At 58.7% G+C, this 15,921-nt stretch carries 15 protein-coding genes; 10 read left to right on the forward strand and 5 right to left on the reverse strand.

What is annotated here, in order from left to right; genetic code table 11:
- Positions 1 to 115 precede the first annotated feature (115 nt).
- Positions 116 to 490: an Mth938-like domain-containing protein gene (locus GH656_RS07300; protein WP_153075265.1), complete on the reverse strand. Its 375-nt coding sequence runs from the start codon at positions 488 to 490 to the stop codon at positions 116 to 118.
- 428 nt (positions 491 to 918) lie between these two features.
- Here GH656_RS07300 and GH656_RS07305 point away from each other — a divergent pair, with 428 nt between their 5' ends.
- The 6 genes from GH656_RS07305 to moaE all read left to right on the forward strand — a co-directional run bounded on the left by GH656_RS07305 (position 919) and on the right by moaE (position 7,468).
- Positions 919 to 2,166, forward strand: coding sequence for a pyridoxal phosphate-dependent aminotransferase (locus tag GH656_RS07305; RefSeq protein WP_153075266.1), 1,248 nt, complete (start codon positions 919 to 921; stop codon positions 2,164 to 2,166).
- Between the two features lie 45 nt (positions 2,167 to 2,211).
- Positions 2,212 to 3,543 carry a homoserine dehydrogenase gene (locus GH656_RS07310; RefSeq protein WP_153075267.1) on the forward strand — a complete coding sequence of 444 codons (1,332 nt, stop codon included), beginning with the start codon at positions 2,212 to 2,214 and terminating at the stop codon, positions 3,541 to 3,543.
- 14 nt (positions 3,544 to 3,557) lie between these two features.
- A complete protein-coding gene (gene thrC, locus GH656_RS07315; protein WP_153075268.1) occupies positions 3,558 to 5,009 on the forward strand; it encodes a threonine synthase in 1,452 nt (483 codons plus the stop codon).
- Positions 5,010 to 5,408: 399 nt separating this feature from the next.
- Positions 5,409 to 6,668 (forward strand): molybdopterin molybdotransferase MoeA, encoded by a 1,260-nt coding sequence (locus GH656_RS07320; RefSeq protein ID WP_246184293.1) that lies wholly within the window; start codon positions 5,409 to 5,411, stop codon positions 6,666 to 6,668.
- Between the two features lie 35 nt (positions 6,669 to 6,703).
- Positions 6,704 to 6,961, forward strand: coding sequence for a molybdopterin converting factor subunit 1 (gene moaD, locus GH656_RS07325; RefSeq protein WP_153075270.1), 258 nt, complete (start codon positions 6,704 to 6,706; stop codon positions 6,959 to 6,961).
- Positions 6,962 to 6,970: 9 nt separating this feature from the next.
- Positions 6,971 to 7,468 (forward strand): molybdopterin synthase catalytic subunit MoaE, encoded by a 498-nt coding sequence (gene moaE, locus GH656_RS07330; RefSeq protein WP_153075271.1) that lies wholly within the window; start codon positions 6,971 to 6,973, stop codon positions 7,466 to 7,468.
- A 45-nt stretch (positions 7,469 to 7,513) separates the two neighbouring features.
- Here moaE and GH656_RS07335 read toward each other — a convergent pair whose 3' ends face one another.
- Positions 7,514 to 8,107, reverse strand: a complete 594-nt coding sequence (locus GH656_RS07335) for a group III truncated hemoglobin (protein ID WP_246184227.1) — start codon at positions 8,105 to 8,107, stop codon at positions 7,514 to 7,516.
- Positions 8,108 to 8,236: 129 nt separating this feature from the next.
- Here GH656_RS07335 and clpB point away from each other — a divergent pair, with 129 nt between their 5' ends.
- The 3 genes from clpB to GH656_RS07350 all read left to right on the forward strand — a co-directional run bounded on the left by clpB (position 8,237) and on the right by GH656_RS07350 (position 12,830).
- Positions 8,237 to 10,834 carry an ATP-dependent chaperone ClpB gene (gene clpB / locus GH656_RS07340; protein WP_153075272.1) on the forward strand — a complete coding sequence of 866 codons (2,598 nt, stop codon included), beginning with the start codon at positions 8,237 to 8,239 and terminating at the stop codon, positions 10,832 to 10,834.
- Positions 10,835 to 11,061: 227 nt separating this feature from the next.
- A complete protein-coding gene (locus GH656_RS07345; protein WP_153075273.1) occupies positions 11,062 to 11,754 on the forward strand; it encodes a DUF6088 family protein in 693 nt (230 codons plus the stop codon).
- Positions 11,751 to 12,830, forward strand: a complete 1,080-nt coding sequence (locus GH656_RS07350; RefSeq protein ID WP_174769709.1) for a nucleotidyl transferase AbiEii/AbiGii toxin family protein — start codon at positions 11,751 to 11,753, stop codon at positions 12,828 to 12,830. The genes GH656_RS07345 and GH656_RS07350 overlap by 4 nt, the downstream gene beginning before the upstream one ends.
- A 197-nt stretch (positions 12,831 to 13,027) precedes the next feature.
- Here GH656_RS07350 and GH656_RS07355 read toward each other — a convergent pair whose 3' ends face one another.
- The gene (locus GH656_RS07355; RefSeq protein ID WP_153075275.1) at positions 13,028 to 13,480 is read right to left on the reverse strand and encodes a YidB family protein; all 453 of its coding nucleotides are present in this window, start codon (positions 13,478 to 13,480) and stop codon (positions 13,028 to 13,030) included.
- On the opposite strand from GH656_RS07355, the gene GH656_RS07360 reads away from it, so the two are divergent.
- A complete protein-coding gene (locus GH656_RS07360; RefSeq protein ID WP_153075276.1) occupies positions 13,479 to 13,652 on the forward strand; it encodes a hypothetical protein in 174 nt (57 codons plus the stop codon). The genes GH656_RS07355 and GH656_RS07360 overlap by 2 nt on opposite strands.
- An 18-nt stretch (positions 13,653 to 13,670) precedes the next feature.
- Here GH656_RS07360 and GH656_RS07365 read toward each other — a convergent pair whose 3' ends face one another.
- Together GH656_RS07365 and GH656_RS07370 are read right to left on the reverse strand one after the other, a co-directional pair.
- Positions 13,671 to 14,234: a ComEA family DNA-binding protein gene (locus GH656_RS07365; RefSeq protein WP_153075277.1), complete on the reverse strand. Its 564-nt coding sequence runs from the start codon at positions 14,232 to 14,234 to the stop codon at positions 13,671 to 13,673.
- Between the two features lie 268 nt (positions 14,235 to 14,502).
- Positions 14,503 to 15,876, reverse strand: coding sequence for an MATE family efflux transporter (locus GH656_RS07370; RefSeq protein ID WP_153075278.1), 1,374 nt, complete (start codon positions 15,874 to 15,876; stop codon positions 14,503 to 14,505).
- Positions 15,877 to 15,921: the final 45 nt, after the last annotated feature.

Genomic DNA, 15,921 nt, shown 5'->3' on the forward strand with positions numbered 1-15,921 from the left:
GGCGTTGGTGGCGGGTTGATGCCCGCTATGTGCCCCTATTTGCCCGGCCACGTACCACGTATCGCCGCGCAGTTTACGCGAACCGCGCTGGCCGCTGGCATAAAACCATGTGGGCTTAGGCTTCGATCAGCAAGGCGGCAGCGACTTTGCGGCCTTCCGCCATCAAGATGTTGTAGGTGCGGCAGGCGGCTTTGAAGTCCATGGTTTCAACACCAATGCGATGGGCCGCAAGAGCGGCTGTCAGTCTGGGATGGGGGAAACGCAGGCGCTCGCCACTGCCGAAGATCAGGACTTCGGGCGCAGGGGCAAGCAGGAGGTCGAAGTCGGCCGCGCTGAGGGTCTCAAAAGATGACACCGGCCATGCGATGACCGGTGTGTCAGGCAACAGCACAATGCTGCCGGTATGGCGCTCAAGGTTGATTTCGACGTAGCCGGGGCCATAGCCGGTAACGGTGTTGAGCGCGCCGCTGGAGTCCTGGTGTAGTTTCAAACTGGTTTTCCGGGGGTTCGTGAGAGATCGGGCTTGCCGGGCGACCCGCTGGAGGAGGCGCACGCCTTGTGTACAAACCGTTGCCGCGATGGCTGATGCATTGCGGAACTCGGCTAAAATCCGCTAAATTATAGCTTTTTGCGCGGCCCAGCCTGACAGTGCGTGATAGTGCGCTGCGGCTTTTTTTACGTCTGGCGGTGTTTCGGCGGGTACTTGAGCGGGTACTTGAGCTGATACCTGGTCAGATACTCGCTCAGGTGCCTGGTTAATGCCCGCAGGAGCTTGCAGGACACTCAGTGCCGGACTGCCGCGCCCTCGACAACGTTGCAGAACTGGTTCCGGTTGCCATGGTTCCAGTCTGTCCCACCTCATTTCCACGCCTTTCGGGCTTGCCCGGTTGACTTAGGTTGACTTAACTCCAGGATGAAGTGCCTGCCGTGAAACCGATTCTCAAATCCAACAAGCTACTGAATGTCTGCTACGACATCCGCGGGCCCGTCCTCGAACACGCCAAACGGCTGGAAGAAGAAGGTCACCGGATTATCAAGCTGAACATTGGCAATCTGGCCGCGTTTGGCTTCGACGCTCCCGATGAAATCATCCAGGACATGATCCTGAATTTGCCCGGCTCGTCGGGGTATTCCGATTCCAAAGGGGTGTTCGCGGCGCGCAAGGCGATCATGCATTACGCCCAGCAAAAGGGTGTGCAAGGCGTTGAACTGGACGATATCTATATTGGCAACGGCGCGTCCGAACTGATCGTGATGGCGCTTCAGGCGTTGCTCAACGATGGTGATGAGGTCTTGCTGCCAGCGCCGGATTATCCGCTCTGGACCGCCGGAGTCAGCTTGTCGGGCGGCACGCCGGTGCACTACATCTGCGATGAAGCCAATCAGTGGATGCCCGACCCAGACGATATCCGCCGCAAGATCACACCGAACACTCGCGCGCTGGTCGTAATTAATCCGAATAATCCAACCGGCGCGCTGTATTCGGATGCGTTGCTGCTGGAACTGATCGGCATTGCCCGCGAACACGGCCTGATTATTTTTGCCGATGAGGTCTACGACAAGATCATCTACGACGGCAAGCAGCATACGGCGCTCGGCGCGCTGTCTGATGACGTGCTGACCGTCACGTTCAACAGTCTTTCCAAAAGCTACCGCTCATGCGGCTATCGGGCCGGCTGGATGTATATTTCCGGGCTGACCGGAGCCAACCGGCGGCGCGCTAAAGATTACTTTGAAGGGTTGGGCATTCTGGCGTCGATGCGCTTGTGTCCCAACGTGCCCGGCCAGTACGCGATTCAAACCGCGCTCGGCGGCTATCAGAGCATCCAGGACCTGATTCTTCCTGGCGGCCGGCTGTATCGTCAGCGCCAGGTCGCCTACGATCTGCTGACCTCGATTCCCGGTGTGACCTGCGTCAAACCCGATGCCGCGCTGTATATGTTTCCGCGGCTTGATCCGAAGATGTATCCGATTGAAAACGACCAGCAATTCATTCTTGATTTGCTGCTGGCCGAGCGTGTGTTGCTGGTGCAAGGCAGCGGCTTTAACTGGAAAACGCCGGATCATTTCCGCGTCGTGTTTTTGCCGAATGTCGATGATCTGACCGATTCGATCAACCGGATCGCACGCTTTCTCGATGGCTACCGCAAACGTCATGCGGCCTGAGGCTGTTGCCCTTACCTTAACTTTTTACTCAACACGACACGCGGCATGGAACCAATCAAAGTGGGATTGCTGGGCTTTGGCACAGTGGGCAGCGGCACCTTCACGGTACTGCGCCGCAATCAGGAAGAAATTAAACGACGTGCGGGACGTGGCATCGAAATCGCCCGCATCGCCGTGCGCCAGCCCGCCAAAGCGCTTGCCGCACTGGGTGACGCGGCCAGCAGCGTGGAGGTAACGGACGATTTCAACGCCGTGGTCGACGATCCCTCGCTGGATATCGTCGCAGAGATGATCGGCGGCACCGGGCTTGCCCGCGAGCTGGTGTTGCGTGCGCTGGCCAATCGCAAGCATGTCGTGACCGCCAACAAGGCATTGCTCGCCGTGCATGGCACGGAGATTTTCGAAGCAGCGCGTGCCAATGGCGTGATAGTTGCATTTGAAGCGGCGGTGGCGGGTGGCATTCCGATCATCAAGGCGCTGCGCGAAGGCCTGACAGCTAACCGCATTCAGTACATCGCGGGCATTATCAACGGCACCACCAATTACATCCTCTCGGAGATGCGCGACCGCGGGCTGGATTTCGCCACCGCGCTCAAGGCCGCTCAGGAGCTGGGCTACGCCGAAGCCGATCCGACCTTCGATATCGAAGGGGTGGATGCCGCGCACAAGGCGACCATCATGAGCGCGATTGCGTTTGGGGTGCCGGTTCAATTCGAGCGCGCGTATGTCGAAGGGATCAGCCAACTGGCTGCGATCGACATTCGTTATGCCGAAGAGCTGGGGTATCGCATCAAGCTGCTGGGCATTGCCCGTCGCACGGAAGCAGGCATTGAACTGCGGGTCCACCCCACGCTGATCCCTGAAAAACGCCTGCTAGCCAATGTCGAAGGCGCGATGAATGCGGTCGTGGTGCATGGCGATGCGGTGGGCACGACGCTGTATTACGGCAAGGGCGCGGGCGCGGAGCCTACGGCGTCTGCGGTGGTAGCCGATCTGGTCGACGTTACCCGGCTGCATACCGCTGACCCGGAACACCGCGTGCCACACCTTGCGTTCCAGCCTGACCGTCTATCGAGCACGCCCATCCTGCCTATCGAAGAAATCGTCAGCAGCTACTACCTGCGTTTGCGGGTGGCGGATGTGACAGGCGTGCTCGCGGGCATTACCCGCATTCTTGCGGATGCCGGAATTTCGATTGATGCGTTGCTGCAAAAAGAGTCGGAGCAGGTTGACGATCACGGCAAGGGCGAAACCGACATTATTCTGCTCACGCATGAAACCGTCGAAAAGTACGTCAACGCGGCGATTCGTGAGATTGAGTCACTGACCACGGTGGTCTCAAAAGTGACGCGTTTGCGCATGGAAGCACTGAACTAGGTCACCCATCACATATGAACTATCTTTCCACGCGCGGCGCTGGTGCCGGTGAGCGCCATACTTTTTCCGATATTTTGCTGGGCGGCCTGGCACGCGATGGCGGGCTGTATTTGCCAGCGTCCTATCCCCGGGTGTCGGCCGATGAACTGACGCGCTGGCGCACGCTGTCATATGCCGATCTGGCGTTCGAGATTTTGTCGAAGTTCAGCGACGACATTCCGCCTGACGATCTGCGGGCGCTGACACGCCGCACCTATACCCCGGACATTTATTGCAACGTGCGTCACGACGAGCAGGCCACGCAGATCACGCCGCTCAAAACGCTCGGTATTGAAAACGGCGCGCCGCTGTCGCTGCTTGAACTCTCCAACGGGCCGACGCTCGCATTCAAGGACATGGCGATGCAGTTGATCGGCAACCTGTTCGAATACGCGCTGGGCCAGCACAACGAGACGCTGAATATTCTCGGTGCTACATCCGGCGACACGGGGAGCGCTGCTGAATATGCGATGCGTGGCAAACGTGGTGTGCGCGTGTTCATGCTGTCGCCGCACCAGAAAATGAGCGCGTTTCAGACCGCGCAGATGTATAGCCTGCAAGACCCGAACATCTTCAATCTGGCAGTGCAAGGGGTGTTTGACGATTGCCAGGATATCGTCAAGGCGGTTTCTAACGATCACGCATTCAAGGCGAAATACCGTATCGGCACGGTCAACTCGATCAACTGGGCCCGCGTGGTGGCGCAGGTTATCTATTACTTCAAGGGCTATTTCGCCGCTACGCAGTCGAATGACGAGCGCGTGTCGTTCACGGTGCCCTCTGGCAATTTCGGCAATGTTTGCGCGGGTCATATCGCGCGGATGATGGGGCTGCCGATCGAAAAGCTGGTGGTAGCCACCAACGAAAACGACGTGCTCGATGAGTTTTTCCGCACCGGCATTTACCGCGTGCGCAAGGCGGCCGAGACGTATCACACCAGCAGTCCGAGCATGGATATCTCGAAGGCGTCGAATTTCGAGCGTTTTGTCTTTGACCTGCTTGGCCGTGATCCTGCCCGGGTACTTCAGTTGTTCCGCGATGTCGAAGAAAAGGGCGGTTTTGATCTCGCTGCCAGCGGCGATTTTGCCCGTGTGAAAGCGTTTGGTTTTGTCTCTGGGCGCAGCAGCCATGCTGACCGTGTTGCGGCGATCCGCGATGTATTCGAGCGTTATCACACGATGATTGATACCCACACGGCTGACGGCGTGACCGTGGCGCGTGAGCATCTGCAGCCAGGGGTGCCGATGATCGTGCTGGAGACCGCGCAACCGGTTAAGTTCGGCGAAACCATCCGTGAGGCCTTGCAGCGTGAGCCTGAGCGGCCACCGGCATTTGCCGGGCTGGAAGCGTTGCCGCAGCGCTTCGAGGTCTTGCCCGCCGATGTGGAGCAAATCAAGCAGTTCATCGCGGCTCATACGGATGTTTGAGAGCGCACGCCTGGGCTAGCCGAAGTCACCCGTACACTGGCCAGCTCCGCTTTCTGGGCGCAACCCGCCGCGGATAAAACCTGCAAACAACCTGCAAACGGCCATGATGGCGCGGCCATCATGGCCGTTTCGTTTGATAGGCCGCATGGCCGCTTGGTATGGAGCCGCTGCGCCAGTGCGCTTGACCAGCAAGCTGGGTTCACGTCATCCCGGCTTGCTGGCAAGCTGGCCGCTACAATGCCTGCTTTGCTCCAGCCTGTTTTTCGTATGCCAACCTCTCCCACCTCGGCTTCTTCGGCTCAACCGGCTCAACCGGCTCAACCCGCTCAACCCGCTCAACCCGCTCAACCCGCTCAACCCGCTCAACCCGCTCAACCCGCTCAACCCGCCCGAACCCAACTGCATTCCACCGCTGATGCACTGGCGTTGTTACTCGCGGCGGCCCGGCCGCCTGGCGGCACGGAATGCACCCCTACGCTTGAAGCCTGTAACCGGGTGTTAGCCGATGACGTGATTTCGCCGCTCGATGTGCCGCCAATGGCCGTTAGCGCGATGGATGGCTATGCGGTGCGCCAAGCCGATTTGCTGCACGGCGAGCGCCGCCTGGCCGTGTCGCAGCGCATCGCGGCTGGGCATCCCGCCCAGCCGCTTGCGCCAGGCACCGCCGCACGGATTTTTACCGGTGCTACGGTGCCGCCCGGAGCGGACGCCATCGTGATGCAGGAGCAAACCGAAGTCGATCCCGTGACTCACGAAGTGGCTTTTCTGCACACGCCCCAGACGGGCGAATGGATCACAGCCCAAGGAGCCGATATCCAGCGCGGCGCGGTAATTCTGCCTGCTGGCACGCGTCTGACACCGCAAGCGCTAGGCCTTGCCGCATCGGTAGGCTGTGCGGCACTCAATGTGTCGCGGCGGGTGCGCGTCGCGGTTTTTTTTACCGGTGATGAATTGACGATGCCCGGTGAGCCTCTCGCGCCCGGGGCAATCTATAACTCAAACCGCTTTACGCTGCGGGCGCTGCTGGAAAACCTTGGCTGTGTCGTGACCGATTACGGCATCGTGCCGGACCAGTTCGAGGCCACGCGCGCGACGTTGCACGAAGCGGCCCAGGCGCACGATCTGATCCTGACCTGCGGGGGCGTATCCGTCGGTGATGAAGACCACGTGAAACCCGCAGTAGAAGCGCAGGGCCATCTGATGCTGTGGCAAATCGCCATGAAGCCGGGCAAGCCGCTCGCATTTGGTGCCGTGCGGCGGGGTGCCGCGCTAGCCAGCGGCACGAGCATCACCGCCACGCCAGATGAAACACCAGATGAAGCGTTCTTTATCGGCTTGCCGGGCAATCCGGTATCGAGCCTCGTGACTTTTTTGCTTTTCGTGCGGCCATTTTTACTGCGCCTCGCGGGCGCGCACAACGTGATGCCACAGGCGCTGTCACTAAGGGCCGATTTCACCCAGCACAAGGCGGACCGCCGCAACGAATTTTTACGTGCCCGAATCAACCGCTCAGGCGGTCTTGACCTCTTTCCTGACCAGCGTTCCGCCGTACTGACTTCGGCGGTCTGGGCCGATGGCCTGATCGACAATCCGCCGAATCACCTGATTAGCACCGGAGAGACGGTGCGCTTTATTCCTTTTGCCGAACTGCTGAACTAATACCCGCACCCAGCACCCGACACGGATACCCGCCGATGAACATTCATCTGAAATATTTCGCCAGCGTGCGTGAAGCGCTCAATTGTTCTGATGAGGCCGTGAGCCTGCCGGACGGCATCGCTACCGTGGGCCAGGTGCAGGCGTGGCTGCGTCTGCGCGGCGGCATCTGGGCCGTCACACTGGCCGAAGGGCGGCCGTTGCGGATGGCCTGTAACCACGTGATGACCGATGCCAGCCGCCGTATTACCGAGGGCTGTGAGGTGGCTTTTTTTCCACCGGTCACGGGCGGTTGAGGTGCCACGATGACAATCCGGATTCAGACCGATGACTTTGATCTCAGCGCTGAGGTCAGCGCGTTGCGGGCCGCTAATCCGCAGGCGGGTGCAGTGGCGTGTTTTGTTGGCGTGGTGCGAGACCTGAATGACGGCAGCGTGGTGCAGTCGATGGCACTGGAGCATTACCCGGGAATGACTGAACGGGCGCTGGCAAACATTGCCGATGCTGCGCGAGCACGCTGGCCAGGCATTGACGTGCTGATCGTGCACCGGGTCGGCAAGCTTTTGCCATGCGACCAGATCGTGCTGGTGGCGACGACTGCCGCGCACCGTGGCGAAGCGTTTGCCTCATGCGAATTCGTGATGGATTTTCTGAAGACGCAAGCGCCATTCTGGAAAAAGGAAGCGACTGATGAGGGGGAGCGCTGGGTCGATGCCAGGCTTAGCGATGACACCGCACGCGAGCGCTGGGGGGAGATGCTGGCAGGCGGTTCGGCAACGGGACCGGGCCAGGCCAAAGACTGATGCGCTTGCTGGCCGGACCGGGCTGGCTGAGCCGGGCTGGGCGGTTTATGTCTCGCGGGTTCCGTTTGTGCCGGCTGGGGAAGGCGCGGCAGTTGATGCTGAGGTCTCCCGGGGTTCATTTCCCGGCTCATTCCGAGGTTCGCCCCGGGGTTCGCCTATAACACGCACACGCCGGCGCGGCGGCGCGATACGCTCCAGCAGTGCTTTTTGTTCAGCCGGGAGCACGTAATCCCAGCCAAAGCGGCTCAACTGCAGACTGTGTGCAATGCGCAGCGCGGGCTCCATGAACTGCACCGCAGCGGCTGGTTCATAGTGCGTTTCAACAGTAGTCAGAAATAAAAATAGCCAGTGGCTGAAATGCTTGGGTTCGAGGCCTGGCAACGGCTGGTGCACCTGTTGTACGTTGCCCCGATATTCCTTTGTTCCGAGCACAAGACTGGACCAGAACGCGCACATCTTCGGCAAATGCGCGTCCCAGTTGCCATGGAGCGTTTCTTCGAACACTGGGCCGAGCAGCGAATCCGCGCGGACCTTGTCGTAAAACGCATAAACCAGCGCACGAAGATTCGCTTCGGTCGGAATGGCATGCCGCGTGGCGGGAGTAGTAGCAGTAGCAGTAGCAGGCAAGAAAGGGCTCATGAAAAGAAGAGACGGCCAGGGGAGAGCGCACAATGCTGCCATGCGTTGTGGGGAAAGCGTAAAAAAACTGCTTGAAACGTGCACGATACGCCTCATTTTGTTGACATTCGTTAAGGGAGATTGCGCCATATGAGAATCGACAAGCTCACGACCAAGTTTCAGGAGGCCCTCGCAGACGCTCAAAGTCTCGCAGTGGGTCACGATAATCAATACATCGAACCGGTTCATCTGCTCGCCGCGTTGCTGGCTCAGCAAGATGGCTCGGCGCGCTCGCTGCTGGCTCATGCGGGCACTCAGGTTGCCGCGTTGCAAAGCGCGTTGAACGACGCGATTACCCGCGTGCCTCAGGTGCAGGGCACCGATGGCAATGTGCAAGTGAGCCGCGAGCTCACTGGGCTGCTTAATCAGGCAGACAAGGAAGCACAAAAACTCAACGACACCTACATCGCTAGCGAGATGTTTTTGCTCGCGCTCGCCGATGACAAAGGCGAGGCCGCCCGGCTGGCACGCCAGCATGGGTTGACCCGCAAGTCGCTTGAAGCGGCGATCGCTGCGGTGCGAGGCGGCTCGCAAGTGCACAGTCAGGATGCAGAGAGTCAGCGTGAAGCGCTCAAAAAATACACCGTCGATCTGACCGAGCGCGCCCGGTCGGGCAAGCTGGACCCGGTCATCGGCCGCGACGATGAAATCCGCCGCTCAATCCAGATCCTGCAACGCCGAACCAAGAACAATCCGGTGCTGATCGGCGAACCGGGCGTGGGTAAAACGGCGATTGTTGAAGGCCTCGCGCAACGCATCGTGAATGGCGAAGTGCCAGAGTCGCTGAAGGGCAAACGAGTGCTGTCGCTTGACATGGCCGCGCTGCTCGCAGGCGCGAAATATCGTGGTGAGTTCGAAGAGCGCCTGAAGGCGGTGCTAAGCGATATCGCCAAGGACGAAGGCCAGACCATCGTGTTCATCGACGAAATTCATACGATGGTTGGCGCGGGCAAGGCTGAAGGTGCGATGGATGCGGGCAATATGCTCAAGCCAGCGCTGTCGCGTGGCGAGCTGCATTGCGTGGGCGCAACCACACTCGATGAATACCGCAAGTACATCGAAAAAGACGCCGCGCTCGAGCGCCGTTTCCAGAAAGTGCTGGTAGACGAGCCCACGGTCGAGGCCACGATTGCCATCCTGCGCGGTTTGCAGGAGCGCTATGAGCTGCACCATGGCGTTGATATCACCGACCCGGCGATCGTCGCGGCGGCTGAGCTTTCGCATCGCTACATCACGGACCGCTTTTTGCCGGACAAGGCGATTGACCTGATCGACGAAGCCGCTTCGAAGATCAAGATGGAAATTGATTCGAAGCCGGAAGTGATGGACCGTCTGGACCGTCGCCTGATCCAGTTGAAGATCGAGCGCGAAGCCGTCAAGAAAGAAAAAGACGAAGCATCGCAAAAGCGCTTGCAACTGATCGAAGAAGAAATCGAACGACTGAACCGCGAATATTCGGATCTCGAAGAAATCTGGACCGCTGAAAAAGCAGCGGTGCAGGGCAGTGCCCAACTGAAGGAAGAGATCGAGAAAACGCGGGCTGAAATCACCCGGCTGCAGCGTGAAGGCAAGCTGGAGAAAGTTGCCGAGCTGCAATATGGCAAGCTGCCACAGCTTGAGGCACAGCTTAAGCACGTCACGCAGGCCGAAGCCAGCGAGCAGAACAATCCGGCACGTCCGCGATTGCTGCGCACCCAGGTGGGCGCGGAAGAAATTGCGGAAGTGGTGTCACGTTCGACTGGCATCCCCGTGTCACGGATGATGCAAGGCGAGCGTGAAAAGCTGCTGCAAATCGAAGAGAAACTGCACGAGCGCGTGATTGGCCAGGACGAAGCGATTACCGCCGTGGCCGATGCGATCCGGCGCTCGCGCGCTGGGCTGGCTGATCCGAACCGGCCGTATGGTTCGTTTCTCTTCCTGGGTCCAACCGGTGTGGGTAAAACCGAACTGTGCAAAGCCTTGGCATCGTTCCTGTTTGATTCGGAAGATCATCTGATCCGTATCGACATGAGCGAGTTCATGGAAAAGCACAGCGTCGCTCGCCTGATTGGTGCGCCGCCGGGCTATGTCGGCTACGAGGAAGGGGGATACCTGACCGAAGCGGTGCGCCGCAAGCCGTATAGCGTGATCTTGCTGGATGAGGTCGAGAAGGCGCATCCGGACGTGTTCAACGTATTGCTTCAGGTGCTCGATGATGGACGCATGACTGATGGCCAGGGGCGGACCGTCGACTTCAAGAACACGGTAATCGTGATGACATCCAACCTTGGTTCGCACGTGATCCAGTCGATGGTGGGCGAATCACAGGAAGCGGTGAAGGATGCTGTCTGGGAAGAAGTGAAACTCCATTTCCGGCCTGAGTTCCTGAACCGGATTGATGACGTGGTGGTATTTCACGCGCTTGATCGCTCGAATATCCAGTCGATTGCGAAGATCCAGCTACAGCGGTTGCAAGAGCGTCTGTCGAAGCTCGATATGCAGTTTGTCGTGTCCGATGAGGCCCTGGAACATATCGGCAAGGTGGGTTACGACCCGTTGTTCGGCGCACGGCCGCTGAAGCGTGCGATTCAGCAAGAGATCGAAAACCCGATCGCCAAGCTGATTTTGTCTGGCAGGTTTGGCCCGAAAGATGTGATTCCGGTCGATCTGAAAGATGGTCAGTTGGTGTTTGAGCGAGTGGTTCACTAAGCTCATCGGGCTTGTCAACCAAGGCCACCAGACACCCAGCCGCAGCGGTGCAGGTCGTGCGGTTGCGGTTGGGTAGTGATTTGGTCATGGTTGGGTAATAAAGGGCAGCGGACTGTATCTTCCGCTGCTTTTTTTTATGGTTTTTTCGTCTGAAATAAAACTACATTTTTCGGACAAGATTGCATAATGTCCGAAAAAAATATATAAATATCGGACATGGAGGACTCATGTCTGAACTCAAGTCTCATATTACTGACGCGATGGGCGCGGCTGACTCCGCCCACGTCTGGGTGCCAACTGACTTTGCCCACTTGGGCAACCGTGATGCCATCGACAAAATCCTGCAGCGCATGGTGCAGGCGGGAGCATTGCGGCGCATCGCCAGAGGGCTATATGACAGGCCCCGGCTCAACCCGTTGACCCAGCGCCTCACGACGCCGGATTATCGTGCGGTGACGGAAGCCATCGCGCGCCGGGATCACCTGCGCCTGCTAGTCGATGGCATGACTGCGGCGAATGATCTTGGTTTGAGCGATGCCGTCCCTGCTCGTGTTGTTATTCATACCGACACCCGCCGTCGTGCCGTCCAACTGGACAAGCTCACCATCGAGTTCAAGCAGACCGCCCCCAGTCGCCTTTACTGGGCGGGGCGTCCAGCCATGCGCGTCGTCCAGGCGCTGCACTGGCTCAAAGACACATTGGCTTCGGAGCGTTTTTCTACGCTGGGCAAACTGGCCAGCTTGCTGGCTGATCCGGTCCACGGCGTGGCGCTCTGCCAGGATTTGCGTGAGGGTTTCCACATGCTGCCGGCGTGGATGCAAAGCCTGTTGCGTGAGATCCCCGGATGCGATCTGCAAGCTGCGTTGAGCACGGCAGGTCAAGCAGTGGCTGCCGTCACTTCGCTGCAGGAGGTCCGTTGAATCCTGCATTTCAAGCTGTCATTACCGCCACCGATGCCGAACGGCGAGACTTGTTCCTCGGGGCCGCAACTCGCCTTGGTACCGCAGTACAGAATGTCGAAAAAGATTTCTGGGTCTGCTGGACGCTCGATGCCTTGTTCAACGGGCTGGCGGCGGGGGGACCCCGCCTGTTGTTCAAAGGCGGGACGTCGCTTTCCAAAGCTTTTGGCTTGATTTCCCGTTTTTCAGAAGATATTGACATCACGGTGTTTCGTACTGATTTGGGACAGGAAGTCGAGGTTGCTGAGTTGCGTGCACTGAGCGGAAAGAAACGCCGCGCCCGTCTCGAAGCAATTCGAGATGCTTGCCAGACCTATATCGCCGGACCTTTGAGCGCGCAGTTCACTCGCCTCGCTGCTTCGGTGATTCCTGAGGATCGCTTTCGCCTGGAGCTCGATCCTTCCGACAAGGACGCTCAGAGCCTGTTGTTCTGGTATCCCTCGGTTACGGCCACCACTGGCGATTACATTCGCTCCGCTATCAAGATTGAGGCGGGTGCCAAATCGGCGCTCGATCCGCATACCGCGGCCTTCGTCGCACCGTATGTCACACAGGACCTCCCCGAGCTGGATTTAAACGTGACGAATGTCATGACGGTGAAGCCCGAACGCACCTTCTGGGACAAGATCATGATCTTGCACGGCTTACGCCAGTGGCATGACTGTCGCGGTGAGCTAAGGCACGGCGGGCAACGCGTCTCACGTCATTACTATGATGTGCATCAATTGTTGCAGGCAGCGTCGGCGGCCACATGGCTGACCGATTACAGGCTGGCAATCGACTGTGCCGATCACGCGAGCATGTTTTTCGGCAGTGCGGATTTGAGGCTCGATCTTGCCGCGCCCGGTACGTTCACGCTGGCTCCCAGTCAAGGGATGCGAGATGCCCTTGAACGGGACTATGACGCAATGGCTGGGATGGTTTTCGGCGACGTTCCTCGATTTGATGCGGTGCTGGAGAGCGCGAAACGCTTCGAGCAAAGCGTCAATGGCGCTGCAATGAGCTTGCTGGCCACGGCAGGGATACGGCGCTCATGAATCTTTTGCCTTACCAGGCTCAGGTCGGGTGCTTCTGAAAAACCTTGGCGAACGGCGATGCTGGAGTGGCTTTCCAGCTTGCCTCCACGCCATATCAGCAAAAAAAACGGGCCTGGCACATTGTGCCCAGGCCCGTTTTGCCGCCGGAGCGGCAATTATCCAGTCATCAATCTATGAGCGTTCGCGCAACGCGGAGCTCACGCTTTTTTCTCAGCGTCGCTTTTGCCACCGAACAATGAAGCCAGACCACCCAGGCCGCCCAGCGCACCGAGAATCGCGCTTGGATTGAGCTTGCCTTCACTCGGTACTTCGCCATTCGGCGTGGCCGCATTCACCACGTGCGGCAGCACTTGCGAGAGCAGGCCAGTGACTTGTTCCGGCTGCATCCCTGCCTTGGCGGCGAGGCCACTGACGGTGTCCTGGCCGAGTACGTTTTGCAGCACGCTAGCGGCGATTGGCAAATTGGCACCATTACCGATCCAGGATTTGATGATGTCGCCGGCGCCTTTTTCCTGAAACTGCTGAATCAGGCCGTTCAGGCCGCCCGGCTGGTTATTTACGAATTCAAGAGCGGTAGCAATCAGGGCTTGTTTGCTGCCGCTTTCAGGCGATTTGCCAAGCAGGGAACCGAGGGTGTCGAGTAGGCTCATGGTGGTCTCTCTGGAGCGCTGGCGCGTGATAGAGCGCCAGCAAAGTGAAAATGCCGTGCCTTGGCACGGCGGCGAATGGACAACGGCAAACGGCTTCTGGTGCGCTATGGGATTCAATCCGGGGTTCAAACACATGTCAGTCACACCGCCACCCGTTGTTTCTGAAAATTGAGCGGATCAAACCCGCGGGTCAGACGCCTGATGCTGCGGCGGCCGATGCGGCTTTGCTCTTCTTGGCTTTTTTTGCTTTTTTAGGCTCTTTCGCGCTGCTGTCTGATGCGGCGGCGCTGGTTGTTGCCGTTGTTGCAGCATCTGAGGCGGCTGTTGAGCTCTTTTTAGTTTTCTTCTTTGATTTGGCCGTTTCAGCCGGTGTGCTGGCAGCTGGTGCGGCGCTTTCTGCTGCGGTTGTGGCTGCGGCGCTCGCGGCTGGCTTGCGTGCTGCTTTGGCTGGTGCGGGTGCTGCCTTAACACCACTTGGGGGCGCTGACGAACCATTCACCGTCAAACCGGCTGCTTCGAGATGGGTCACCGATTTCGAGCCAATACCCTTGACGCGATTGGCCAGATCATCAGCATCCTTAAATGGACCATGCTGATTACGCTCATCAATAATTGCTTTAGCGTGAACCGGACCGATACCTTTAATGGATTCGAGAGCGGCTTGATCGGCGGAGTTGACTTCGATGGCAGTGGCTAAACCGGCGGACATTGACAGAACCAGCGCGGCGCATAACAGCAAAAGCTTCTTCAGCATGGCAAAGACTCCATTGAGGGTAAAGCATTGAAAACGAGCCGCTTGACTTATCCATCAGGCATTGCGCTTAAACACAGGATAAATTCCGGACTCGATTAACGAAAACGGTCGATTTATACCGCTCAATTCTCATCAAGTAAATCATTGTGTCCAGAATTTAACTAATTAGCCTGTTTAATAAGCGAATTGACGGTAGTTAATATGTAAGGTTTATGCGGTTTGCCTACTTTCAGCCATGCCTGAAGGGCTCAAGCGGGCTCAGACGGGATCAGGCCGGTGCGGACATGCTTTGCTGATCCTGCTGATACCGCGCGCTGACCGAACGCCAGTACAGCAGCAAGCCTATGCCTGCAATGGCCAGGCTAAGCAGGTTAGCGACCCAGAAGCCAGGCGCACCGGCAAGCCATGCGGGCGTCAGCCCCGTGAGATTGAAGCCGAGCACGTAGCCACCGCCCAGCCCAACGCCCCATAGCGCGACAGCATAGATCACGGTAGGGACCACGGCGACCTTGTAGGCTCGCAGCACGAAAGCGGTGCTGACCTGTAACGCGTCGAACACGTGATAGAACACCACCAGCGCGACCAGCGGCATAGCGGCGGCGACCACCTGGGCATTAGGCGTGTAGGCAGCGATGATCCATGGCCGCAGCACCAGCACAATCACGCCATAGAAGCTCGCCAACCCGCAGGCCAGCATGATCCCGTGGCGTGCCAGCGTGTGGGCAGTGTCATAGCGTTGTGCGCCAAGCGCCTGAGCGACGAGGGTCGAAACCGCCACGCCGATCGACAGCGGGGTCATATACAGCACAGCGCCGATATTGCCCGTGATTTGATGCCCGGCAAGCGTCGTGGTGCCAAAGCGCGCAATAAACAGCGCCATGAAAGTGTAGGAGGTGACCTCGATCAGATACGACAGGCCTAGCGGAATACCAAGCTTCAATTGCGCAGCCTGGCGCTGCCAGACCGGCCAGCAAAAGTGCGAAAAAATGGCGAAAGGCTGAAATACTGTCAGCCGGGTTAGCAGCGTGAGGCCCACCAGCGCCAGCACCCAGTTAATCGCAATCGTGGCGAGCGCGCAGCCAGGCCCACCAAGCGCGGGAATCCCGAGGCCGCCAAAGATCAGCAAAGTGTTGAGCGGAAACTTGATGAGCAATGCGGCGATTTGCAAAATCATGACCAGGCGCGGTCTGCCGATCGCGTTGGTGATCGAGCTATAGACCCGAAATACGAGGCTCGCGGGCAAGCCAAACGACAAGATCCGCAGATAAGCTTCTGTGCGCTCGCGCAGCGCGTCAGGCGCACGCGCGATATCCAGCAGTGGGCCCGGAAAGTAAAGAATGACGCAGCCTAGCGTCATCAGTCCGAGTACCAGCCAGAACGACTGCCGGACCTCCTCGCCGATTTCCTGATAGCGGCGCGCGCCGTACAGCTGGGCCGTAATGGGCTGCAGCGCGGTCAGGATGCCAGTCAGGCCGATATAGACCGAGACGTAAATCGACGAGCCAAGGCCTAGTGCCGCCAGATCCAGCGCGGAAAACCGGCCCACCATTGCGGTGTCGATCACGGTGAAGGCGATGATGGCTAACTGGCCGATCAGGACCGGCCAGGCCATGGCGATGATTTTGCGGATATCGCTGAACATGCTGGGGGTGTGCCTGGGTGTGCCTGGGTGTGCCTGGGTGTGCCT

This window comes from Paraburkholderia bonniea, from assembly GCF_009455625.1.
GTDB lineage: Bacteria > Pseudomonadota > Gammaproteobacteria > Burkholderiales > Burkholderiaceae > Paraburkholderia > Paraburkholderia bonniea.